This is a genomic window from Rossellomorea sp. GAMAL-10_SWC (assembly GCF_049568075.1).
In the GTDB taxonomy this organism is placed as follows: domain Bacteria; phylum Bacillota; class Bacilli; order Bacillales; family Bacillaceae_G; genus Gottfriedia.
The window spans coordinates 284,181-307,312 of the sequence record NZ_CP144911.1; the positions used below are offsets into that span (position 1 = coordinate 284,181).

General features: G+C 35.8%; 18 protein-coding genes and 2 pseudogenes. 14 read left to right on the forward strand and 6 right to left on the reverse strand.

What is annotated here, in order from left to right; genetic code table 11:
• Positions 1 to 351: 351 nt before the first annotated feature.
• Positions 352 to 1,653 (reverse strand): NCS2 family permease, encoded by a 1,302-nt coding sequence (locus tag V5E38_RS01350; RefSeq protein WP_097976523.1) that lies wholly within the window; start codon positions 1,651 to 1,653, stop codon positions 352 to 354.
• 187 nt (positions 1,654 to 1,840) lie between these two features.
• Here V5E38_RS01350 and V5E38_RS01355 point away from each other — a divergent pair, with 187 nt between their 5' ends.
• Positions 1,841 to 2,710: a Rossmann-fold NAD(P)-binding domain-containing protein gene (locus V5E38_RS01355; protein WP_499211910.1), complete on the forward strand. Its 870-nt coding sequence runs from the start codon at positions 1,841 to 1,843 to the stop codon at positions 2,708 to 2,710.
• A gap of 48 nt (positions 2,711 to 2,758) precedes the next feature.
• On the opposite strand, the gene V5E38_RS01360 is transcribed toward V5E38_RS01355, so the two are convergent.
• Positions 2,759 to 2,971: a DUF1540 domain-containing protein gene (locus tag V5E38_RS01360; protein ID WP_056471273.1), complete on the reverse strand. Its 213-nt coding sequence runs from the start codon at positions 2,969 to 2,971 to the stop codon at positions 2,759 to 2,761.
• 174 nt (positions 2,972 to 3,145) lie between these two features.
• On the opposite strand from V5E38_RS01360, the gene V5E38_RS01365 reads away from it, so the two are divergent.
• Positions 3,146 to 4,870: a phospho-sugar mutase gene (locus V5E38_RS01365; RefSeq protein WP_499211911.1), complete on the forward strand. Its 1,725-nt coding sequence runs from the start codon at positions 3,146 to 3,148 to the stop codon at positions 4,868 to 4,870.
• Positions 4,871 to 4,911: 41 nt separating this feature from the next.
• Here the strand turns inward: V5E38_RS01365 and V5E38_RS01370 are convergent, their stop codons facing one another.
• Positions 4,912 to 5,169, reverse strand: coding sequence for a YhdB family protein (locus tag V5E38_RS01370; protein WP_069032872.1), 258 nt, complete (start codon positions 5,167 to 5,169; stop codon positions 4,912 to 4,914).
• Between the two features lie 706 nt (positions 5,170 to 5,875).
• Between V5E38_RS01370 and V5E38_RS01375 the strand changes: the two genes are divergently transcribed.
• The 12 genes and pseudogenes from V5E38_RS01375 to V5E38_RS01430 all read left to right on the forward strand — a co-directional run bounded on the left by V5E38_RS01375 (position 5,876) and on the right by V5E38_RS01430 (position 18,703).
• Positions 5,876 to 7,297, forward strand: a complete 1,422-nt coding sequence (locus tag V5E38_RS01375) for a SpoVR family protein (protein ID WP_499211912.1) — start codon at positions 5,876 to 5,878, stop codon at positions 7,295 to 7,297.
• 204 nt (positions 7,298 to 7,501) lie between these two features.
• Entirely contained in the window at positions 7,502 to 7,924 is a 423-nt protein-coding gene (locus tag V5E38_RS01380) for a universal stress protein (RefSeq protein WP_499211913.1), read from the forward strand.
• 146 nt (positions 7,925 to 8,070) lie between these two features.
• The gene (locus V5E38_RS01385) at positions 8,071 to 8,508 is read left to right on the forward strand and encodes a universal stress protein (RefSeq protein ID WP_499211914.1); all 438 of its coding nucleotides are present in this window, start codon (positions 8,071 to 8,073) and stop codon (positions 8,506 to 8,508) included.
• A gap of 195 nt (positions 8,509 to 8,703) precedes the next feature.
• Positions 8,704 to 8,799: a hypothetical protein gene (locus tag V5E38_RS01390; RefSeq protein WP_499213493.1), complete on the forward strand. Its 96-nt coding sequence runs from the start codon at positions 8,704 to 8,706 to the stop codon at positions 8,797 to 8,799.
• A gap of 229 nt (positions 8,800 to 9,028) precedes the next feature.
• Positions 9,029 to 9,613, forward strand: coding sequence for a DoxX family membrane protein (locus tag V5E38_RS01395; protein WP_499211915.1), 585 nt, complete (start codon positions 9,029 to 9,031; stop codon positions 9,611 to 9,613).
• 245 nt (positions 9,614 to 9,858) lie between these two features.
• A pseudogene (locus V5E38_RS01400) lies at positions 9,859 to 10,491 on the forward strand (SpoVR family protein); the annotation flags it as partial.
• A gap of 871 nt (positions 10,492 to 11,362) precedes the next feature.
• Positions 11,363 to 15,175, forward strand: a complete 3,813-nt coding sequence (locus tag V5E38_RS01405; RefSeq protein WP_499211916.1) for a S8/S53 family peptidase — start codon at positions 11,363 to 11,365, stop codon at positions 15,173 to 15,175.
• 487 nt (positions 15,176 to 15,662) lie between these two features.
• Positions 15,663 to 15,926, forward strand: a pseudogene (locus V5E38_RS01410) (CPCC family cysteine-rich protein).
• Between the two features lie 368 nt (positions 15,927 to 16,294).
• Complete coding sequence (locus V5E38_RS01415; protein WP_499211917.1) at positions 16,295 to 16,540, forward strand: hypothetical protein; 246 nt, start codon at positions 16,295 to 16,297, stop codon at positions 16,538 to 16,540.
• A gap of 608 nt (positions 16,541 to 17,148) precedes the next feature.
• Positions 17,149 to 17,304 carry a XapX domain-containing protein gene (locus V5E38_RS01420; RefSeq protein ID WP_499211918.1) on the forward strand — a complete coding sequence of 52 codons (156 nt, stop codon included), beginning with the start codon at positions 17,149 to 17,151 and terminating at the stop codon, positions 17,302 to 17,304.
• A 12-nt stretch (positions 17,305 to 17,316) separates the two neighbouring features.
• Positions 17,317 to 17,502 carry a hypothetical protein gene (locus V5E38_RS01425; protein ID WP_499211919.1) on the forward strand — a complete coding sequence of 62 codons (186 nt, stop codon included), beginning with the start codon at positions 17,317 to 17,319 and terminating at the stop codon, positions 17,500 to 17,502.
• A 22-nt stretch (positions 17,503 to 17,524) separates the two neighbouring features.
• Entirely contained in the window at positions 17,525 to 18,703 is a 1,179-nt protein-coding gene (locus V5E38_RS01430; RefSeq protein WP_499211920.1) for a NupC/NupG family nucleoside CNT transporter, read from the forward strand.
• Between the two features lie 112 nt (positions 18,704 to 18,815).
• On the opposite strand, the gene V5E38_RS01435 is transcribed toward V5E38_RS01430, so the two are convergent.
• The 3 genes from V5E38_RS01435 to V5E38_RS01445 are packed head-to-tail and all read right to left on the reverse strand — an operon-like array spanning position 18,816 to position 22,465.
• On the reverse strand, positions 18,816 to 19,934 hold the full coding sequence (locus V5E38_RS01435; protein WP_499211921.1) for a Ger(x)C family spore germination protein: 1,119 nt from the start codon (positions 19,932 to 19,934) through the stop codon (positions 18,816 to 18,818).
• Positions 19,931 to 21,028, reverse strand: coding sequence for a GerAB/ArcD/ProY family transporter (locus V5E38_RS01440; protein ID WP_499211922.1), 1,098 nt, complete (start codon positions 21,026 to 21,028; stop codon positions 19,931 to 19,933). Before V5E38_RS01440 ends, V5E38_RS01435 begins: the two co-directional genes overlap by 4 nt.
• A 6-nt stretch (positions 21,029 to 21,034) precedes the next feature.
• The gene (locus V5E38_RS01445) at positions 21,035 to 22,465 is read right to left on the reverse strand and encodes a spore germination protein (RefSeq protein ID WP_499211923.1); all 1,431 of its coding nucleotides are present in this window, start codon (positions 22,463 to 22,465) and stop codon (positions 21,035 to 21,037) included.
• Positions 22,466 to 23,132 lie beyond the last annotated feature (667 nt).

The following is a 23,132-nucleotide window of genomic DNA, read 5'->3' on the forward strand; positions in this document are numbered from 1 at the left end:
ATCGACACCTAAACACGGATTCATACAGCCACAGTTACTTCTTCTTCTAGAGCAACAGCATCTGCAATTGCAGTGACAATCATGGCGACGGCAATCGCAACGATCTCTATCACAATCATCAAAATCACAGCGTCTTCTTCTGCAATCGTCACAGTCACAGTCGTTACGTCTACATCTACTTGAGTTCATGTTGACTTGATCTTGGTTGTTCCACATCGTAGAACACCTCCTTGAATAATCTACATAAACAAAGTATGCATAGATGTCCCATCAAGGAAAGGCTAGTACCTAAATAAAAAATAAAAAAGCACATTAATCTTTTTAAAGATCATGTGCCTAAAATATTTATTATTAATGTGGGAAGAAAACCAATTGGATTAAGAATAAAATACCAAATATATAAATTACTGGTTTAACATTTTTAGCTTTCCCTTTAACGACTTTTAATAATGGATAGGTAATAAACCCAAGAGCAATACCTGTCGCAATACTTGATGTAAGTGGCATTGTGATAATAACTAGGAATGCAGGGAATGCTTCTTCAAAGTTATCCCACTCTATATGACGAACGCTACCCATCATTAGGCAACCTACTACGATTAATGAAGGTGATGTAATTGCTGCTACACCAGAAATTGAATTAACAAGTGGGCTAAAGAATGCTGCAAAAACGAATAGTAATGCAACAACAAGTGCCGTTAAACCTGTTCTACCTCCAGCTGCAACACCTGCTGTAGATTCGATATAAGCTGTTGTTGGTGAAGTACCAAACATCGCTCCAATTGTAGTACCGAATGAATCAGATAGCATCGCACGACCAGTACGTTTTTCATCTTTCTTATTTAATAAACCAGCTTGTGAAGCTACACCTAAGAATGTACCTGTCGTATCAAAAATTGTAACTAATAAAAATGAAAAGACAACTGAATATAGTCCATAATGAATGACATCTGAAGCTGCTGTTATTGGATTAGCAACAATGATCCCCTCAGGTAATTTAGGGAAAGAGAATATACTTCCTTTAATGTGTAATTTTCCAGCTAATCCTGCGATGATTGCTGTTGCAGCCATTCCGAAGAATAAAGCTCCATTTACATTTAATGCAAATAAGATAATTGTAATTGCAATTCCGACTATAGTAAGTACTACACCAGGAGAATGAAGATTTCCTAACCCTACAAGATTATCTTTGTTAGCAACGATTATACCTGAAAGACGTAAACCTATAAATGCGATAAATAATCCAATTCCAACACTAATTGCATGTTTTAATGTATTTGGAATTGCTTCTATTAAATGCGTTCTAAATTTAGTTAAAGATAAAATAACGAATAAAATACCTGTAATAAATACAGCAGAAAATGCTAAATGATACGAAATACCATGTGCTTTTGAAACAACTGAATAAGCAAAGTATGCATTCATTCCCATTCCAGGAGCAATTGCAATTGGGTAGTTTCCGAACAATGCCATAAATAATGTCCCGACTAAAGTTGCAATGATTGTTGCAGTAAATGCTTGGTTAAATGGCACACCAGCATCGGATAATATAATAGGATTGACAATAATTATATAAGCCATAGTTAAAAAAGTGGTAAAGCCGGCTATAATTTCTGTTTTAACGGTTGTGTTAGCCTCTTTTAATTTAAACATAGTAGTTCTCCTTGTTAAAAAATACGAATGATATACTCAACAGTTATTAATATTATTCGTTTTATTGTGAAAGTGCAATACTTTTTGAGAATTTTACATCTTTTAACAAATTCAATTATGTTTAGTATTCCTAAAAGTACGATTTGGGTATGCTAAATCTGAAATATTTAAAAGGAGGATATAGTAAATGAGTCAAAAACAAAAGTTTCCGACTAAATTTGATCCACAACATCAAAATAAGCAACCAGGTATTGAAAAGGAAATGATTCCAATACCGATATCGGATGATCCTAATTACACACCAAGTGGTAAATTAAAGGGAAAAGTAGCCATTATTACTGGAGGAGATAGTGGGATTGGAAGAGCAGTTGCTATACTTTTTGCGAAAGAAGGGGCATCAGTTTTTATTCCATATTTAGATGAAGATGTCGATGCACAAGACACAAAGAAATACATAAATGATTTAGGTGGAAATTGTGAAATAATGAGATGTGACATTAGAACGGAGGATGTATGTAAACAAATCGTTCAAAATGCAATTCAAACCTTCGGAAAAATTAACATTTTAGTGAACAATGCTGCTGTTCAATATCCACAAAAGAATTTGGAAGACATTACTGAGGAACAATTAAAACGAACATTTGAAACGAACATTTATCCAATGTTCTTTTTATCAAAAGCTTGCCTTCCACATATGAAGCAAGGTGATTCGATTATTAATACTGCGTCAATTACTGCTTATAAAGGACATGATCAATTATTGGATTACTCAGCAACGAAAGGAGCGATTGTCACATTTACTCGCTCACTTTCTACAAATCTTGCTCAAAAGGGAATTCGTGTTAATGGAGTAGCTCCTGGGCCAATTTGGACACCATTGATTCCAGCAAGTTTTGACGAACAAGAAGTAGCTAAGTTTGGTAGCACAACTCCGATGAAACGAGCGGGACAGCCAGTAGAGCTCGCACCAGCATATCTTTATTTAGCTAGCAATGAAGCTTCCTTTATTACAGGACAAATGATTCATGTTAATGGTGGGGTAATTGTGAACGGATAAACTAATAAAATGGTGCCATATACAAAAAATGTAAATGGCACCATTTTATTAATACTTAGGTCGAAACGTGTGACAGCAAGTTTCTCCACTATGTACAGCAGAAGTAGTTATCTCACCGTCTAAGACTGCATTTTGAATCGTTAGATCAAAGTCATTTGAGTATTCATATGCTTCGGTTTGAACAAGAATTGAGTCTGCTTGGCAAAAGTTTCCCTGCCCCCAAAAATTACAATTTGCAACACTACATCGAATTTCTGGCATGAACTCACCCTCCTTTAATTTTTATTTTCTACATACTTTGCAATCTCATGCAGATTTAAAGTAGTACCATTGTAGAATTTTTAGAGAGAATATTGTAAACTTTTATCATGATAGAAGGAGTTAGGAAGACTTTTATCGAATCAAACTCTGATTAAGTATAGGAGGAGAACAAATATGAATTGGGAAACAACTTATGAAAAATGGATTCAATCACCGACATTAGATCAAGAACTAAAAGAACAATTAATTAAACTTGAGAATAATCAGCTTATACTTAAGGAAAGTTTCTATCAAAATTTAGAATTCGGAACTGGTGGAATGCGCGGAGAAATCGGACCTGGAACGAATCGTATGAACATTTATACTATCCGTAAAGCATCAGCTGGTTTTGCAAAATATATTGAAAGCTTTGGAGACGAAGCAAAAAACCGTGGAGTTGCAATTGCTTTCGATTCACGTCATAAAAGTCCTGAGTTTGCAATGGAAGCAGCAAAAACACTTGCAACATATGGTATTAAAGCGTATGTCTTCAATGAATTACGTCCTACACCAGAATTATCATTTGCAGTACGTGAGTTAAACTGCTTCGGTGGAATTGTCATTACGGCTAGTCATAATCCACCTGAATATAACGGATTTAAAGTTTATGGTGATGACGGTGGTCAATTACCTCCAGCTGCTGCTGATCAAGTAATTGAATACGTAAATTCATTTGAAAATGAGTTAGAAATTGAAGTTTCTTCAGAAAAAGAATTAGTTGAAAAAGGCTTAATACATAGATTAGACGAAGAAATGGACAAATTATATGTAGAACAACTAAAAACTGTTGTTGTTAACAACGATTTAGTGCAAGAACATGGTAAGGATTTAAAAATTGTCTTTACTCCATTACATGGCACAGCATTACTACCTGCAACAATGTCATTAAAAGCAGTTGGCTTTGAAAATGTAACAGTTGTTGCCGAACAAGCAAAAGCAGACCCGAATTTTACAACTGTAAAATCACCGAATCCTGAAGAACACGCAGCGTTTGAATATGCAATTCGTTACGGTAAAGAGATTGATGCAGATGTTTTAATTGCAACTGATCCTGATGCTGACCGATTAGGAATCGCTACGAAAAATGAAAAAGGCGAATATGTAGTATTAACTGGGAACCAAACAGGAGCATTAATGCTTCATTATTTATTAAGCCAACAAGATGTACCTTCTAATGCACTATTACTTAAAACAATCGTTACATCTGAATTTGGTCAAGTAATCGCATCAAAATTCGGTGTTAAAACAATCGATACACTTACTGGATTTAAGTTTATTGGTGAAAAAATTAAAGAATATGAGCAAACGAACGAATACTCATTCTTATTTGGTTATGAAGAAAGCTATGGCTATTTAATTAAACCATTTGTTCGTGATAAAGACGCAATTCAAGCAACAGTACTTGCTGCAGAAATAGCTAGTTATTACAAAACAAAAGGTATGACTTTATATGAAGGCCTAAATAGCCTATATGAGCAATATGGCTATTATTTAGAAGGACTAAAATCATTAACATTAAAAGGGATTGAAGGTACAGAAAAAATCCAATCGATTCTAACAAATTACCGTCAAAACCCTCCTATTGATATAAATGGTCTAAAAGTTGTTACAGTTGAAGACTATAAACTTCAAGAGAAAACAACTTTAGAATCAGGAGAAAAAGAACAAATTCTTCTACCTAAATCAAATGTATTAAAGTATCATCTTGAAGATGGTTCATGGGTATGCTTACGTCCATCTGGAACTGAACCAAAAATCAAGTTCTATTTCGGAATTGTTGGACAATCTCGTCAAGATAGCATCCAAAAATTGGATAGTTTACAACAAGCATTTATGGAAAAAATTGAAGTATTAGTCTAAAAAAGAGCGACTATTTAGTCGCTCTTTTCATTTATTTTTAGTTAAAGCTCTAATGATGAGATAAAAGATTGTTCCTCGGCGCTTTCTTCCCTAGTAGCATGCTCAATATGCTGGAACATACCCTTTAGTTTTTCATCAATAATCGCTAAGTCCCTCTCGTATTTAAAGGCATGTAGAAAATGTTCGATACGCTTTGAAAAAAGCTCGTCTTTCGTATTTACCATTAATACGAGAAGCTTATCCCATTGACAACAATAAGTGTAATACAATGCTAAATCATAATCGGATTGTACTTGCATTGTGAACCTCCTTTTTAGAGGGTACACATAGTTTATGGCGAAAAAAATTAATTAGCCATGAGAGAATTTAACAAAAGGTTACGGTAGAGGTTAGGTAAAAAAAGGATGGTTAAGTGCTGGAACGATAGGGAAAACAGGAAGTGTAGATGGGGATTTTAGAAATACTTTAATTTTTTTGAAAGAATTATTAAAGAATGGCTTCAATATTGTTAAATGGGCCTCAAAATAGTAAAAAAGGGCCAAAATTATATTGAATTGTTTTTTTGCATTTGCCTTTGGAGTTTAATTGCGATTGCTGGGATTTAATTGCGATACCCGGAATTTAATTGATTCCGGACTTAATTACGACTACTACAAATCTTCCTCCAATTCAGTTAAAATCTTTTCCAAAACTTAAGTATACATTTAAAAGAAACAGGAATAATAAGCTTAAAATAATAAGCAATACTGAAGAAACTATGTACTCCAAACCTGCATTATGATTTTTCTTAATTAAAAATAAAAGAATTCAAAAAATATAGTTATATCAATCACATTGTACAAATAAAATGAACTACCGTATGAATTTTTTTCATACGTTTTTTTGTGTTTATGATTAAAAAAATTTCGAATTAGGAAAATGAATATAGTAGAGATATGACTATTTTTACATTAATTCAATTTTCAGTTCATAGAATAATATAAGAAGAGACAGGAGGAGAGTGTGATGAAGGCGAGTGATTATAGAGCGTTGGAATATGCTATTGACGAAATAACAGAGATTGCGAGAGGATTTGGGCTAGACTTTTACCCAATGCGCTATGAAATCTGTCCTGCAGATATCATATATACATTTGGCGCTTACGGTATGCCTACAAGATTCTCCCACTGGAGCTTTGGAAAACAGTTTTATAAAATGAAGCTTCATTACGATTTAGGGTTAAGCAAAATTTATGAATTGGTTATCAACTCTGATCCATGCTATGCATTTTTATTAGATACAAACTCTCTCGTTCAAAATAAATTAATCGTTGCTCACGTTTTAGCTCACTGTGACTTCTTTAAAAATAATATTCGTTTCTCAAACACGAAGAGAGATATGGTTGAAAGTATGGCAGCTACTGCTGAACGAATTAAACACTATGAGCATATATACGGAAAACAAGAGGTAGAAAATTTCCTAGATGCAGTACTCTCAATTCAAGAGCATATTGATCCATCATTAATGCGACCAAAATTGGCTTATGATTTAGAAAGTGACTTCCCAATAAAAGAGAAAAAAAGAGTTACACCATATGATGATTTATGGAATATGGATCAAAGTAAAGAAAAGAAAAGTGATTCAAACCTGATCCCAATTAAACGTAAACAATTCCCACCACAACCTGAAAAAGATATCCTTTTATTTATCGAAGAGTACTCCAGAGAACTAGAAGAATGGCAACGTGACATCCTGACTATGCTACGAGAAGAAATGCTTTATTTCTGGCCACAGCTTGAGACGAAAATTATGAATGAAGGCTGGGCAAGTTACTGGCACATCCGAATCATGCGTGAACTAAATCTAGATTCAAATGAAGCAATCGAATACGCAAAACTTAACGCAGGAGTAGTTCAACCTTCTAAAACAAGTATTAATCCATACTACTTAGGACTAAGAATGTTTGAAGATATTGAAGAGAGATATAATAACCCAAGCAAAGAAATGAGAGAGTTAGGTGTTAAACCCGGCAGCGGTCGAGAAAAAATGTTTGAAGTGAGAGAGTTAGAGTCTGATAGTTCATTTATACGAAACTACTTAACGAAAGACCTTGTCATGCGTGAAGATATGTATCTATTCCAGCGACAAGGGAAGGAATATAAAGTTACTGATAAGGCATGGGAGAATGTAAGAGACCAACTCGTAGTTAGTCGAGTAAATGGAGGATTCCCATATATCGTTGTTCAAGAGGGCGATTACTTAAAAAATGGAGAGCTTTATTTGAAGCATTCCTATGAACATATGGAACTTGATGTGAAGTATGTTGAGAAGGTTATGCCGTATATTCATCAGTTATGGGGTAGAGGGGTTCATTTAGAGACGAATATTGAGAATAAGTCTGTGTTGTTTAGTTATGATGGGAAGAATATTCATCGGAAGTATATTTAATTCTAGATTTTTAGATGGATAAAAAGTGTTACGAAAGACGAACAATTTATAAGTAGTACAAATATGATTAGACTAAAACATCATTCGATTTGAATGGTGTTTTCAATTTAACTAAAAAAGTTAACATATTTTTGTCTATTAAAAACTATGATGTGATATTAATTTAAACGTGAGAATAGGATTTACTGGAAGGAGCTGAAATATATGTTAACTGTATGTTCCAAAATTGTAGTTCCATATGATAATTCTGAATTAGGCAAAAAGGCGTTAGTAACTGCAATAAATATAGCAAAACAAGATGAAGAGATAGAATTGATAGTTATTATGGTTGTAAATATTCCTTATACCGTCTCATATTACCGAATGATGCTTGAGGCAGAGATCTCAGCAGCTCAGGAAATACTTAATGAAATTGAGAAAAAGTTAAATTCTCTGCCAAACAAGACAAAATCATTTGTTTTGGAAGGTAACCCTACTGAAACGATTGTGAATTTCGTTAAGCAGGAAGATGCCGATCTGGTTGTGATGGGAAGTCGTGGTTTGAGTGGATTAAAAGAAATTTTCTTAGGTAGTGTCAGTCATTATGTATTGCAAAAAGCTACTTGCCCAGTATTAATCGTTAAATGATTGAATTTTAGTTTACAAAGATTTTTACTTCCAAAGCTTGTGAGATTAGTAGGGTGAGTATCTAATATAAATTATATTTTTACTATGAACTTACTAAAATTTTATTTATAAATAATAATAGAAATTAATATTGGAGGATCAAATAGATGTTAGATGTATGTTCAAGAATAGTAGTTCCGTATGATAATTCTGAGCTAAGTAAAAAGGCTTTGGAAATGGCAATTACGATGGCAAAACAAGATAAAAGTATCGAATTAAATGTAATTACAGTATTTCATGTACCTGTTGATGTTACTTACTATGGTACTTTAAATGTGGAAGAGATTCGCCAAACAGAATACGATATAGCAAAAATAGCTCTTAATGCAGTAGATCAAAAGCTGAAAGAACTTCCTAACAGGACAAAAACATTTGTATTGGAAGGAATCCCTTCTGGTACGATTGTTGATTTTATCAATAATAATAAAGCTGATCTTGTTGTAATGGGAAGTCGTGGATTGAGTAAACTGAAAGAGTTGTTCTTAGGAAGCGTCAGTCATTATGTTGTGCAAAAAGTTGCTTGTCCAGTATTCATTGTTAAATAATAACTTGGTAATTTTGGTTTAACTTGATGCTATTTTTCTGTAAAATTTACAAATATTGTAAAGTACGACAACAAAGGATGGGACTGTTTCAAAAATTAATCTCTACCTATCTTTTAGATCAGTCGAAACAACATCAAATATGATGTAGATCATATTGTAACAGAATATGGTATAGCTAAATTACGAGGAAAGAGCATATCTCAACGAATACAAGAATTAATCAATGTAGCTCATCCGAAATTTAGTGATAAGCTGACATATGAAGCAAAAAGGCTTGGATTCATTGTTTAAACGATTAGATATAGGATTAAAATTAAGAATACAATTTTCATATAAATTAATATCATACCAATAATAAAGAAAGAAATGGTATTTAAGGACAAATTAAAAGATATCAACTTTAGAAAAATAAATAATAAATTTCTTTTTAACCCCCACCGAAACATTAAATTTCACATTGTACATATTTTTAATTGTTAATAAATATATAATAGTAATTCGTACATGAGGGGGGAAATAAATGGTAAACAAAAAAGTAGACGGATATGATGTTGTTGTTTCTGATAACCCCGTATCTAATTTTTTATTTAATAGTAGTAAATCTGCTTGGATTTGGTTACTTGTTCGTTTTTACTTGGGGTATGAGTGGCTTTCTGCTGGATGGGATAAAGTAAATTCAGATGTTTGGACTGGAACAAAAGCTGGTGTTGTAGTAAAAGGGTTTACTCAAGGAGCTTTAGCAAAAGCTAATTCTAACATGCTGCACCCAGATGTAACAGGGTGGTATGCTAGTTTTTTAAAGCATACGGTACTTCCAAATGCTAAATTCTTTTCTTATTTAGTAGCATATGGTGAAGTTCTTGTAGGATTAGGTTTAATATTAGGATTACTTACAGGAATTGCTGCATTTTTTGGTAGTTTAATGAGTGTAAGTTACTTATTTGCGGGAACACTTAGTTCTAATCCACTATTGTTTATTTTAGCTACATGGCTAGTTCTAGGGTGGAAAGTAGCGGGATGGTATGGTTTAGATCGTTGGGCTCTTCCATTTTTAGGGACGCCTTGGGAAAAAAAAGATAAAAAACAAGTTACTAATAAAGTGTAATTAAATAGATATAAGAAATGCACTATGCTTTGTATTTTATGAAAAAAGCATTGATTGATTCATCTTTTTTCGGCTTTTTTATTGCCGCTAAAATTAATATGTATTTACTCGATATAATAATGTTCTTTATTCAAATCCGCTTTCCGTAAGTATAATAGTATCAATGATATAAACAGAAAAAGGGTCTTAAAGTAAGATCCTTTTTCTATTGCAATAAAGTAGGTCTTTAAAATCTTAAGGAGACGGAAGGCTGGGCAAGTTATTGGCATATAAGAATTATGCGAGAATTAAATCTTGATTCTAATGAAGCAATTGAGTACGCAAAGCTTAATGCAGGAGTAGTTCAGCCATCAAAAACAAGCATTAACCCGTATTATTTAGGACTAAGAATGTTTGAAGATATTGAAGAGAGATATAATAACCCAAGCAAAGAAATGAGAGAGTTAGGTGTTAAACCCGGCAGCGGTCGAGAAAAAATGTTTGAAGTGAGAGAGTTAGAGTCTGATAGTTCATTTATACGAAACTACTTAACGAAAGATCTTGTCATGCGTGAAGATATGTATCTATTTCAGAGACAAGGTAAGGAATATAAAGTCACTGATAAGGCATGGGAAAATGTACGAGATCAACTTGTAGTTAGCCGAGTAAATGGAGGATTCCCATATATCGTTGTTCAAGAGGGCGATTACTTAAAAAATGGGGAGCTTTATTTGAAGCATTCCTATGAACATATGGAACTTGATGTGAAGTATGTTGAGAAGGTAATGCCTTATATTCATCAGTTGTGGGGTAGAGGGGTTCATTTGGAGACGAATATTGAGAATAAGTCTGTTTTGTTTAGTTATGATGGGAAGAATATTCATCGAAAGTATATTTAAGACCACCTTTTTTAGGTGGTTTTCTTAATGGATTAGAAAGTATAAAATTCTTATTTGGTAAGTGAAGCTTATACAACTAAATGGCAGATTAGTTGTATAAGAAAATAGAAGAATTCACAAAAGTTTTATATGGAATATATTAGTAACGTGGTAAATTGGGGCAAATATTATTTGAGAGGTCAATGAAAAATTATAAAGTTTATTAGCCCTTTAAAACCATCTTTTGATTAGATTTTGGCTATTTTCTCGTCTATATTTTTATCGTTCTTTGACTTTTCTTTGAAATAATCATTTTCTTGAAACAGGCTATTCTCAAAAAATGAAGAAAGGGTTTTTTTATAGGGACTTTTTCAGTGCCACATTATTTGATTGGCAGTTTTTTATGTTGTAAAAATTGTTGAATTTTAAAAAATATTATAAAGTTAGTAGAAAATTAGAAGTCTATAAAATTTTTAACCAATTACTATTAAATCCCCCAAAATTGCTACTAAATCAAGTAGTCAAATTGATTCAAAATTCAACAAAAAAAATAAAGATATTACTACTATTTCCGAAATTAAACTATGAAAAAATCCTCGGAAATTTAAATTCTTGTAAATTCTTGTTAAAAATTATCTATATAAATTATAGAATATTCCCCCAATTTACTCGAAGCTCCTCCTAACCTATAATTTTAATTAACTAATATTTCTGAATGTTAAGAAAAAAACCGTAGAACTCTAATTTAATAATAGATTAGTTGAAAAATCTCAATAGTATTATGTTGAAATACATGTCAGTGTATTAAATGTGAGGTTAAGTCATTTGCACAAATCTTTACATTTTTACAAATAAATTAATCTACATTTTTGTGAGGAGAAGGAGAGTTTAAATGGGGAAACGAAGTAATAAGAAAATGATTAGTGTAATGACCGCAGGCCTAGCTTCCGCAGTCCTTTTAGGGACAAGTACTGGTAATACATTTGCCAATGATGACACGGCTATCGAAAATCCTACTGTTATGGCGACTCAGTCTAAGGAAGATTCTAAGACAGTTGAGCAGCACAAGATTACGCTTGTCACAGGGGACGTTGTAACAGTAGATAAGCACAGTGACGGAACGATGGTTGCGACACTTGCACCAAGTGAAGACGGCAACCAAGTCTCATTTACTGAAAAAACGATTGATGGTGATTATTATCTGATTCCTGATTCAGCGACGCCATTTCTGGCAACTAACGCAATGGATGAGGCTTTGTTTAACATAACAAAATTGATTGAGTATGGTTATGATGACTCGCATCAATCAAGTATTCCATTAATTGTCACAGAAGAGTCAGGAAACGATTCAGCTGTTAGTCAATCAGCTGAGGAAGCTGTAACGACAGGAGCAACGAAAACATTCGATCTTACTAGTGTTAATGCAGTTGCAGTAAAAGCAGATAAAAAACACGCTAAGAAGTTCTGGAATGCTGTTGATGGAGAGGATATTACAAAGCAATCTAAACCTGAGCTTACAGAAGGTTTAAAAAAGATTTGGTTGGACAAGCCAGTACATGCAGCACTTGACACGAGTGTTCCACGTATTGGAGCGCCTACAGCCTGGGCTGCAGGATACAATGGAAAAGGCGTTAAAGTAGCCATCTTAGACACAGGGGTTGATCCGACTCATCCTGATGTAAAAGATGTTATTAAGGAAACAAAGAGCTTTGTACCGGGTGAAGATTTTGTCGATCACCACGGGCACGGTACGCACGTTGCTTCAACGATTGCAGGTTCGGGTGCAGCTGCTGGTGGTAAATACAAAGGGGTAGCTCCAGGTGCAGACCTTTTAATTGGAAAGGTACTTGGTAATGAAGGTGGAGGTTCTGATTCGGGAGTTATCGCTGGTATGCAATGGGCCGTTCAAGAAAAAGCTGATATTGTCAGCATGAGCTTAGGTGGAACTGATCCGAGCGACGGAACGGATCCAATAAGCCAAGCGGTAAATAATTTAAGTGAATCTAGTAACACATTATTTGTCATTGCTGCAGGAAATGCAGGAAACAAAAAGGGGACAGTAAGTGCACCTGGAGCAGCTGCAAAAGCATTAACCGTTGGGGCAGTTGACAAAACTGAAACTGGATTTTTGGCGAGCTTCTCAAGCCGTGGTCCGCTTATTAACAATTTCAATGTTAAACCTGAAGTTACTGCGCCAGGAGTATCAATCACAGCTGCTCGTGCTGCAGGAACCAATTTAGGACCAGTTGTCGGAAATTACTATACTACAATTAGCGGTACATCAATGGCTACGCCACACGTAGCCGGTGCTGCAGCAATTCTAAAACAAAGACATCCAGATTGGACTGGAGATCATATTAAGCAGGTTTTAGCTGATACAGGTACATTGAATATCCGCTACACACCATATCAACAAGGTGGTGGACGTGTTAATATTGCGAATGCCTTGGATGCCAACGTTTATAGTAGTCCTGCAGTCGTCAGTATGGGAGCTGTTAGTGTAAAAGATCAGCCAAAAGTAAAAACGTTTAAATATGTTAACCCATCTGATCAAGATGTGACATTGAATCTTAAATTGGATGCCATGAATGAAACTTTAAATATAGACCCCACTGGAATGTTCACACTAGATAAATCAACGGTAACAGTTCCAGCACATGGTAGCAGTGAGGTGAGCGTGACAATAAATCCAGCACTAGGCACTGTTGCGGATCATAAAGTTGTGGTTACGGCTACTTCAAGTGACAATAAAACAATCAACACGACTATTGGTGTTACGAAGACTGAACCAACAGTTAAGGTAAACCTTCAAGTGATTGATCGAAACGGAAAGAAAGGACTGGGGGAAATTGCAGTTACTAACCTCGACACGGGGAAATTCACAGCGGTTTACCCTTCAGTTGGGCAAGATACGAGTCTCCAATTAACGCCAGGACGTTATTCGATGGTGGGAACAATTTTCACAATGGACTATAATACTATGATTACCGAGAACTATACTCTTGCAGGTGAGTCACTGGTGGAGTTGAAGCTTGATGAGCCTAAGACAATTACGCTGGATGCTAGGTTAGGTAATGAGGTCAAGATCTCGACGCCTAAGGAATCAGAGCAGGGAGGATTCAAAATCGGCTTCCGTCAAACATTTATTGGCGTCCAAGGTGGAGTTAGCTACATGAAGGGAGGAAATAGCGCAATTTGGGATCACGTTTATGTAGTTCCGACAAAGCCATTGCCGGATGGTGCAGGGACGTTTGAGTATGACTTCCAGCAACGCAGGTATGCCCCTGTAATCAAGGCATCTTATGACGGATTAGGTGGAACCGGACAAGGTGGAACACTCCCTTTAGAACCAGTAGGTTTTGTACCTAGATTAGACGGACATAAGAATCTAAAAGCATTAAATGTAGGTAAGGCATTGCCGGAGGACCTGATTGGTAAGGACGTTAGTGGAAAGATTGCGGTCGTTACTCGTGATGATAATCAGGGCCCAGCCAACCAAATTAAAGTTTTGCAAAATGCTGGTGCAGCAGCGGTGGTCTTAGTTAGCGACAGACCTGGAATTTACGCTGTTAGCGTAAAAATAGCTGATAATATCGGTATTCCTGCCTATACGCTTGGGCAAGTAGATGGAACTGAACTACTTAACCGAATTGCAAACGGTCCAACTTTAATCGACCTAAGAGGAATCGCAAACAGCCCATACGTATATAACATCTCAATGATGGTTCCTGGTGTAATCCCAGAAGATCCAAGCGATGAAGTGACTGCAGAAAACTCTGCGATCGTAACGAACCATTACCGTGGATCTAAGGGTAAAAAAATTGGTGAGACGATGTCGGCAATTCGTCCACAAGAACTTGGCATAATCCAAATCGTAAATTGGATTGACGCTCCGCTAGATAGGGAGGAATGGTACTCTACTGGTAGCAAGTGGCCGACTATGGACAAGATGGGTTGGTTCCAAATGGTCTATCCAAACCCAAAAAATATCGGCCAACATGTGCAGGACGCGGTATGGACTTATCAAGCCGGTGATAAGCGTGAACAGACTTGGTTGGGTGCTGCAATCGGTCAGTCTCAGTACGTATTAGCGTACCGCGAGGGAGATAAATTCATCATCAACAATCATGAGTTTGGTGATAGCGAGTCTACCCATTGGGGTGATTTCGCATGGCAAGACGACACCGCGAATGTGCAGTTGTTCAAGGACGGGAAGCTGATCACAGACGGTTACTATTTCTCGAATTCAAAACCAGTGGTCGTAAGTCCTGACCCAGCAACGTACCGTGTTGTTATGAACACGAAGCAATCTATGTGGTCTCCACTGTCTACAATGACAAGCACTGCATGGACTTTCAAGTCAGTTCGACCAGCTAATGGGAAGGAAGACTTAGCGGTATTGTGGCCGAAATATGACATTAAGCTTGATGGGGAGAACAATGCAAAAGGTGGTATCAGCGACCATTTCGATCTATCGTTCGCTCTTCAATCAGGTGCGATCCCAGACATGCGTGGTTTAGAGGTTTCAGTATCTAACGATGATGGTAACACTTGGAGCAATGCAAAGGTACAAAATATTGATGGTAAATACACTGTGACTGTGAAAAATCCAGTATCTGGTTATGTGTCTCTGAAAATCAAGGCATGGGACGCTAATGGTAGTCAGATTGAGCAAACTACTATTAGAGCATACGGAGTGCGTTAATCCAAGTCTAAATGTTAACTGCTACATTCGGATTTCAACTAAAATAGCATGGCCCGCCAATAGGCGGGCATTTTTTCACTTATTAATTATTAATAGAATTGGAGGAAATGAAAATGACATCAGTTTTACAGCCAAAAACTTGTTCAATTGAAAGAATAGTAACAATGGAAGAAGAGGTAAGGAAGGTATTATCTGGTGCGATCGCAATACGAAAAAACAATCTATTCTTGTAATTCATTAAAAGATGCTGTGGTTATCGAAAATGATAGTTTGGGTTCATGAATTCAGTGTACTAATAGCATAATGATTTTCACATAAAGAAATAGATGTTTTTGATATATTCCCATTTAAGTAGATAGGTACAAAACAAGCTGTACCTTTTACTTATCGAGATGTTTTTTTATTAGGAAATATCGCTAAAATGGTAAGAAAATCATAATTTATTGTTCAACTAACGCATTGCATTTCTTAAATAGAGGTGAAGTTCATGAAATATACTTGTCCTTGTTGTGGGTATAAAACATTAGATGAAGAACCACCAGGAACATATGATATTTGCGGTATTTGTTTTTGGGAAGACGATGGAGTTTAATACCGTGATCCTGATTATGAAGGTGGTGCAAATGAGGTTTCATTAAAACAAGCACAACAAAATTTTATTAAATTTGGGGCTTGTGATGAAGGCAGTATTAAGTTTGTAAGAAAACCAAATCAAGAAGATATTAAGGGCCCGACCTGGAAACCGTTATGATTATACATTTGCATATATGATTATGTTTCTTATTCAAGTAACGCATGCTTAAGTTGAATAAAAAGATCGGCTGTTTGATGCCGTTGATCATTGTAGTAGAATCGCTGACTAGCGTATGATCTTGAGTGTGCCAATATTAAACTTTCTTCTGTTGCTTCTGACATTATGGGTGTCTCTGGTCGTGCAGATTCTTTCAAGATAAAATTGACTCTATTTTTAATAAGTCCCCACATACAGGTCTTCTTTGGGCTTTAGAAACATTAGCATATCTATGCACAACTTAGTGGGAAACAACGACATGAGCATTATAGTAATGTTGCGATTGCTTCTTCACGAGTTTCTGCTTGGATTGATAATGGCGCACTTGGATGAACTTAAAAGAAATCGGCAAACACACTGCAACGTCACTTGTCAGCTATTATCAACTTCAACGGATGCATTCCACTGACTATTTACCACAGGTAAAAACGCTGATGATGGAAAATCCCTATCCGGATTTAACAGGCGAAGAGCGTTTTGCTTTTGCAACTACGATGTTAAACGAGCACATTCAGCATGGTGTACCAGGAAGCACTTTTTTATCCATCTTCGTTAGCAAAACGTTCAACGTCTGAGTTTTTTTTTGCACCAACTCTTCCCAAAAACGAAAACAAGCGGAGATTTAACGGACCAATTCTTAACGCAATCTCGGAATAGGAGAAGAAAGAAAGACGTGCACGTGATCAAACGAATGGTAGATAACAGTTCGTACATTTGCTTTGATGCGCACACATTCACAAGTGGTGGGGAATTTTTCCGTTTCACCTCCAACTTCTTAAGTGAAGAAAAGCTACCCGATACAGCCAGAGCGTTTTTTGACATGATTGCTCCATTTCGCAAGTGAAAGGAATCAAAAAAAGTCGTGGAAATTACGATCTTTTTTATCTTTTATAAAAACGCTTACTTATTTTGTTTAGGTCGTCTGAATTTGCTTACTTAAAAAACAAAAAATGAAGTTGTTAATTTAAAAACAGAAAAAAATTCCTTAAAATAAACTGAATTGAACAACATTTTGTTCACCTATATACATTTAGTTAAATTCGTTTTACTATATAGTCATTGAAGGGGATATCTTTTATCCCTTCATGTGAAATATATCACAAACAATTACCAAACAGTCCGAAGTGAGTACTCCTTATACGGCATTTAAATAAATTACAAAAATCTAGGAGGTTTTACGGCTATGCAAGAAATTTTAATGAGTTTAATCGCTGGATTAATTTGTGGAATCGCTTTCACATTATTGAAATTACCAATACCAGCACCACCAGTATTCAGTGCAATTTGCGGAATCGTAGGTGTATATGGAGGGATGAAAGTAGTTCAGTTGTTTTTATAGGGAGAACAAAAAATGATTAAGAAAATGCTTTATGAAATAAAACAGGACAACATCACTCATAAAGGGATGCTACAAGACCTTTTAAAACGAGCGAAGTCGAATCATAATCATGAACAAGTTTATGCAATCTTAACTTTAATCAATCTTATTGAAAAGCATGTTGAATTATTAGACGAACAAATCAGATATCAACGATAAAACAACTTAGAGGAGGAGCAACATGTCAATACTAATTGCAATATTAGGAATCGGTATATTACTAGGTGTCGCATTTTTAATGTCAAATGATAAGAAAAACATCAACTATCGTGGAATAGTAGTGATGGCTGGGATTCAGTTTGGGCTTGCTTGGTTCATGCTTAACACATCAATCGGAAAAGCAGTTTTACAAAAAGTTGTAAACGTATTTAACAAAATTTTATCTTTCGGACATGAAGGGATATCATTTGTTTTCGGTGATTTATCAACAAAAGGTTATTTCTTTGTAAACGTTTTAATGATGATCATTTTCGTAACAGCATTATTAGGAATCGCAACCTATACAAGAATCTTGCCACTAGCCATTAAATACATCGGTGGTGCCGTATCAAAAATTACAGGATTACCAAAAATCGAATCATTCGTAGCAGTTAACTCAATGGTATTCGGGGATACAACTGCAATTCTTTCAGTACAATCTCAAGTTCACAAATTATCACCAAACCGATTATTTGTAGTCGTAACATCTTCACTCGTAGCGGTATCTTGCTCGATCTTAGGGGCATATATGCAAATGATTCCTGCAGAGTTCGTACTAGTAGCACTACCTATCAACGTATTCTCTGGACTGATCATGAGTTCAATCGTAGCACCAGTAAAAGTAGAAGGTAAAGAAGATGAAATCGACATCAAAGAAATGATTCCTGAAAAATCATTATTCGAAGCAATTGGCAACTGGGCTCTATTAGGTGGGAAAACAGCGTTAATCGTAGGCGCAATGTTAATCACTTACATTGGCTTACTTGCTGGTATCAACTATATCTTAAACGCAACAATCGGAATGACGTTTCAAGAGATTATCGGTTATGTGTTCGCGCCAGTAGCTTACATGATGGGCATTGACCATTCTGAAATTTTACGTGCAGGTTCAGTAATGGGGACTAAAGTTTCTGCAAATGAATTTGTGGCAATGTTGGATTTCATGAAGATGATCCCTCATTTAGAACATAAAACAGTCGGCATCGTGTCAGCATTCTTAGTATCATTTGCCAACTTCTCTTCAATCGGAATTATTTTAGGTTGCTTACAGGCTATCAATGGCAACCAATCAAAAGTTATGGCAAAGATGGGGTTAAAAGTACTGTTAGTTGCAACAATGGGTTCCGTAATGACAGGGACAATCGTTGGATTATTTTTATAAAATAAGATTCATAAGTACCGAGTGATAGTTAAACAAATTCAGGAGTCGATGATCATCGACTCCTTTTTCTGCATGAGCAGAACAATCCAGATTACCAGAAGATAGGAGGATTTTACATTCGATCAACATTTAAGATGTGAACCTTGAAATGTGGCTCGATCTTCATTTTAGGATAGTCCGTTTCCCAATTTAAATTTTTCCAAATTTTCGGGTGAAACGCCTTAATCCTTTGGCCTATTCCAATCAAATCACAATTCGCTTTTTGCATGATTTGAATCGTCTCTAATGCTTTTTGGTCTAATTGATTACCTAATTCTTTTTCGATTTTATTCACATATTTTGCATCAAGTTGGTGATATTCTTTTCCTAAATCGATACCATTGATGTCGATGTTAGCATCGATCGTCACTTTTGGTGGTCTTTTTGATTGTGGTATCACACGTATCGTTGAATTTGCTTTTCTTAATGAAAAGCTGTAACTACGATAAACATTCTTTTCCTTACTAACTTTATCTAATTTACCACTATATCGTTGTCTTCCTTTTTCATTCCCGGTTAGCAGCATCCACATACGCAATTGTTCTTTATTGAGCTCTACATCAGTATTTTTTCCATGACTAAATAACAGCGCACCATCTAATTCTGAACCTTGCTCTTTTTGCTTCATAACAGGAATAGCAAGATTTGCTAATTCATCTTCTTTCGATTCTATTAATTGCATCATCGTCACACTAGGAAGGATACTATTCTTATTTAACGCCAAATTAAAGGAATAAAAATTATCAGTGAAATTTCCATTCTGTTTCGGAGTTGTTTTTAAAAATGTTGCTAAGTCCCCCTTGAACACAACAACCGGTGTGTTAATCGACGAATACGGTGCATGTAGTAAAAAATTAAGTTTCGAAATTGGATCGTTTTTCACAAACGAATCACTCATTAAATAAATCTCTGTGCTGATTCCTAAAAAAGGCGCTTGATCGATATACTCTCCTTCACTGATTGCTTCAACAACATTAGCCCCTTTTAATATAATCGTCTCAGAAACTGGTTCACCTGAACCTACACCAGTACTTTTTATGTTGGTGATGACATAATTTAATTCGACTTCACGATTCGTTTCATTCCAATCGAGTCCTGCAATATCGACAAATTGTAATTTTCTTAAAGGTAAGCGATCCCAACAACCCGTTAAAAGTGGTAATAACAATAGTAAAATGGCAGTTTTTTTCATCCTTTAGCCACCTTTTCTCGTATAATCGATCCTAGCAAAAGAAACGTTGGTAGTACGACGATCATGATAAAAGAAAGAACATTGTGAACATCGGAGTAATGAAAAATTCGTTGTCTATCAGCGCAAAAGCAAGAAATGACAACGGCAAAACCTGCGATCAACCAAACCAATAAAGAATGACGATTGATTTCTTTTTTTGGTATGTTTGCAATATAACGCGCGGACATAAACAAATATACATAGACGGTTGCCGTTATGATAGATAGCCAAATCGTCATGAAGACGATATCTAAACTTTGAACGACAGGCCACCTGAATTTACGTAGAATGAACACCATTGGTTCTGTAATAGTATTCAATTGGGTTTCGCTAAAATTATAGGTGACGATGATGGTGATCAATAGATAAAAGAATGTTGTAATTCCGTTTGCCAAAGTCATTGCAAATAATATCTCAATCTTTTTTTTACACTGTACAAATGGAAAAACATATAGAAGTATTTCAAATCCAGTATACGCCGAAAATGTTGGTATCGAGTCCTTTAAGACTGCCACGATTCCATGTGTGCCAAACGGTAAGAGATGAAGCCAACTCCCTTTACCTAGGCCACTTATGATGATAATCACCGCACAAATAACAAGTAATGTGAGTACGGATTGTGAAACAGTCGAAATACTCCGTAGTGAAGAAGATGCGGTGTAGGCTGCCATCAGAAATGATAAACCGACAAGTGCAATCCAAGGTGTTTCATACAACATCCACCGATGAAGGATGTCTGAGTAAGTAATCACAACAATGATACAATTCTGGGCGCAAAAAAGGGCAAATAAAAAGTTTAAAATGACACCAATTGGTCTTCCAATAATTTGATAGATATACTGCTGAAATGTTAATGTAGGATAACGTTTACCAAGTTGATAAATCACAAGGATAACTACTTGTGAGAACAGACCTCCGACCAGAACAGATATCCATGCATCATGACCTGTATGGCGAGATTCGGCGTAAGGTATAGATAAGACATGAGCGCCTATTTGTGTTGTAATCACAAGGCATATAAGTTGATTAATTGAAATCTTCTTCAGATGAATCATTGTCAACTACTCCTTCGGATTATTTAGTCTCGTCATATCTTTTGCGACACTTTCGATTGATCGTTTTTTTAGACGTCTAATCGGTGCTCGAAATAGGGTATCTTTTATCGCATCTTTGGTAAACCACGCATAAAAATAAGGAATACCGATCGTGTGAATCCGTGCTAAATGTGTTAATAACAAAAAGAAGCTAATCTCTAACCCAATCAATCCAAAAATAGACGCCATAATTAAGAAGGGATAGGTTATGAGTCTCGTGACATTGCTCATCTCGTATGAAGGAATAATGAAAGAAGATACTCCCGTCAACGCAGTAACGACGACCATCATATTTGAAATCAGATTCGTTTGAACAACGATTGTACCAATAACAATCCCACCAACCACCCCAATTGTTTGACCAATCGGACTTGGTAGTCGAACGGCTGATTCGCGTAAGATTTCGAGCGTAACAAGCATGACTAACGCTTCTAAAATCGGAGGTAATGCAACCAATTGCATTGAACTTTTAAGTGACAAGGCAATTTCAAATGGGATAATTCGTGGATCGAATGTTACGAGTGCTACATACAATCCTGGTAATGAAATGGCAAGGATGAAACAAAAAATACGAAGGAAACGAAACGTGCTTCCAACAATCCAACCAACTTGATAGTCATCAGGTGTTTGGAAAAAGGACCAAAACGAGACCGGAAGAATGACACATTCTGGTGACCCATCTGTTAAAACAGCAATTTTCCCATCCATTAAATAAGAGCGGATTCGGTCTAGACGTTCAGAGACGAGAAATTTTGGGAATAGAGAAAATTTATCATCCGTAATTAATTCCTCAACAAAACCAGGTGACTCGATATAATCAATATCAATACTTTCGATTTTTTTCTCCAATTCCATTAAGACGACATCATTTGCTAGTGAATGAAGATATACAACTGACACTCTTGAATTTGAACGACGCCCAATTATGTAACTCTTTACGATTAAATCTGGCGTTTCCACTTGTTTGCGTAACATATTTAGATTTGTATCGATATTTTCATTTAGCGCTTTATGAGAACCGCGTAAAACACGTTCATTCATTGGAATTGAAACGGTACGATCATTTGTTAGTTCAGTGTCTAATAGATAACAGATGGTTTCTCCATTTTTTTGAACCACTGTTTTTCCTGCAACTAGTGCTTTTGATACATCTAATAACGATTCGGTTTCTTGATAATCTAGAATTGTGACCGCTTCACGAACACTCGTGTGATGGTTATGAAGTAACGGGCGGATGATGTGTTCTTGTACTATGGTCTTTTCAGCCATTGAGTTCAAATAATAAAGACGATACCAATGTTCACCAGCTCTAACATCACTCGTTTTAAAATCAGATGTATGAAATAACATGTCTCGAAGGTTTTTTTCATTTGAATCTAGAAGTGGTTCGATTTTCATGGTAGATCCCTCCTTCTAAAGTTGTCCTTATTTTTCCCGAATTTTGGATTAAAATTCCAAGTAGTTGCATAGAGTTCCCACTAACTTTTCTTCTGCAGTTTTTGACTCTTTGGGCATGCGTTAAGTGACAACATCGCAACAAGTGCAAGCACCGTCATTGTTTTTTTCAACTTCTTCACCTCCATAAAATCAACTTAGGTGTAACGAGAAGAAAAGCAAGGATTCTACTGATTTTCCATCTACCTCATAGAACACTGGTAAAATGAAAAGGATTCTAGGAAAGGAGACCATCTGATGAACCGAACACTTTCTCTCCCTGAGCATTACGCTATGTTCGTCAGTGAACGAACAGGTCATCCAACTAAGTTCCAGTTTAGTGCGTTCGACCAATCCTTTGACCGATACGAATTGTATTGCTATTTGCGAACGGTCCTCCAAAAGATGGTCCCAAGTGACGTACAAGACATTCGATTTCAAGAATCATTGACGAAAGTAGCACTACTTGGTTGTGAGATCCTCAACCAACGAAATCTCTCCACAAGACCGACGATTCCACTACTATATCAACTCATCCAAAAGAAAATGGACGCTGTTACAATTCACTCTCCAACGAGTTTACTCTTCGTCGTAGACAAACCTCACGTAATCATCTTATTCAATGAACCAG

Coding starts and splice junctions, on each gene's coding strand:
- V5E38_RS01350 (WP_097976523.1), bottom strand. CDS start 1,653: ATGTTTAAATTAAAAGAGGCTAACACAACCGTTAAAACAGAAATTATA.
- V5E38_RS01355 (WP_499211910.1), top strand. CDS start 1,841: ATGAGTCAAAAACAAAAGTTTCCGACTAAATTTGATCCACAACATCAA.
- V5E38_RS01360 (WP_056471273.1), bottom strand. CDS start 2,971: ATGCCAGAAATTCGATGTAGTGTTGCAAATTGTAATTTTTGGGGGCAG.
- V5E38_RS01365 (WP_499211911.1), top strand. CDS start 3,146: ATGAATTGGGAAACAACTTATGAAAAATGGATTCAATCACCGACATTA.
- V5E38_RS01370 (WP_069032872.1), bottom strand. CDS start 5,169: ATGCAAGTACAATCCGATTATGATTTAGCATTGTATTACACTTATTGT.
- V5E38_RS01375 (WP_499211912.1), top strand. CDS start 5,876: ATGAAGGCGAGTGATTATAGAGCGTTGGAATATGCTATTGACGAAATA.
- V5E38_RS01380 (WP_499211913.1), top strand. CDS start 7,502: ATGTTAACTGTATGTTCCAAAATTGTAGTTCCATATGATAATTCTGAA.
- V5E38_RS01385 (WP_499211914.1), top strand. CDS start 8,071: ATGTTAGATGTATGTTCAAGAATAGTAGTTCCGTATGATAATTCTGAG.
- V5E38_RS01395 (WP_499211915.1), top strand. CDS start 9,029: ATGGTAAACAAAAAAGTAGACGGATATGATGTTGTTGTTTCTGATAAC.
- V5E38_RS01405 (WP_499211916.1), top strand. CDS start 11,363: ATGGGGAAACGAAGTAATAAGAAAATGATTAGTGTAATGACCGCAGGC.
- V5E38_RS01415 (WP_499211917.1), top strand. CDS start 16,295: ATGAACTTAAAAGAAATCGGCAAACACACTGCAACGTCACTTGTCAGC.
- V5E38_RS01420 (WP_499211918.1), top strand. CDS start 17,149: ATGCAAGAAATTTTAATGAGTTTAATCGCTGGATTAATTTGTGGAATC.
- V5E38_RS01425 (WP_499211919.1), top strand. CDS start 17,317: ATGATTAAGAAAATGCTTTATGAAATAAAACAGGACAACATCACTCAT.
- V5E38_RS01430 (WP_499211920.1), top strand. CDS start 17,525: ATGTCAATACTAATTGCAATATTAGGAATCGGTATATTACTAGGTGTC.
- V5E38_RS01435 (WP_499211921.1), bottom strand. CDS start 19,934: ATGAAAAAAACTGCCATTTTACTATTGTTATTACCACTTTTAACGGGT.
- V5E38_RS01440 (WP_499211922.1), bottom strand. CDS start 21,028: ATGATTCATCTGAAGAAGATTTCAATTAATCAACTTATATGCCTTGTG.
- V5E38_RS01445 (WP_499211923.1), bottom strand. CDS start 22,465: ATGAAAATCGAACCACTTCTAGATTCAAATGAAAAAAACCTTCGAGAC.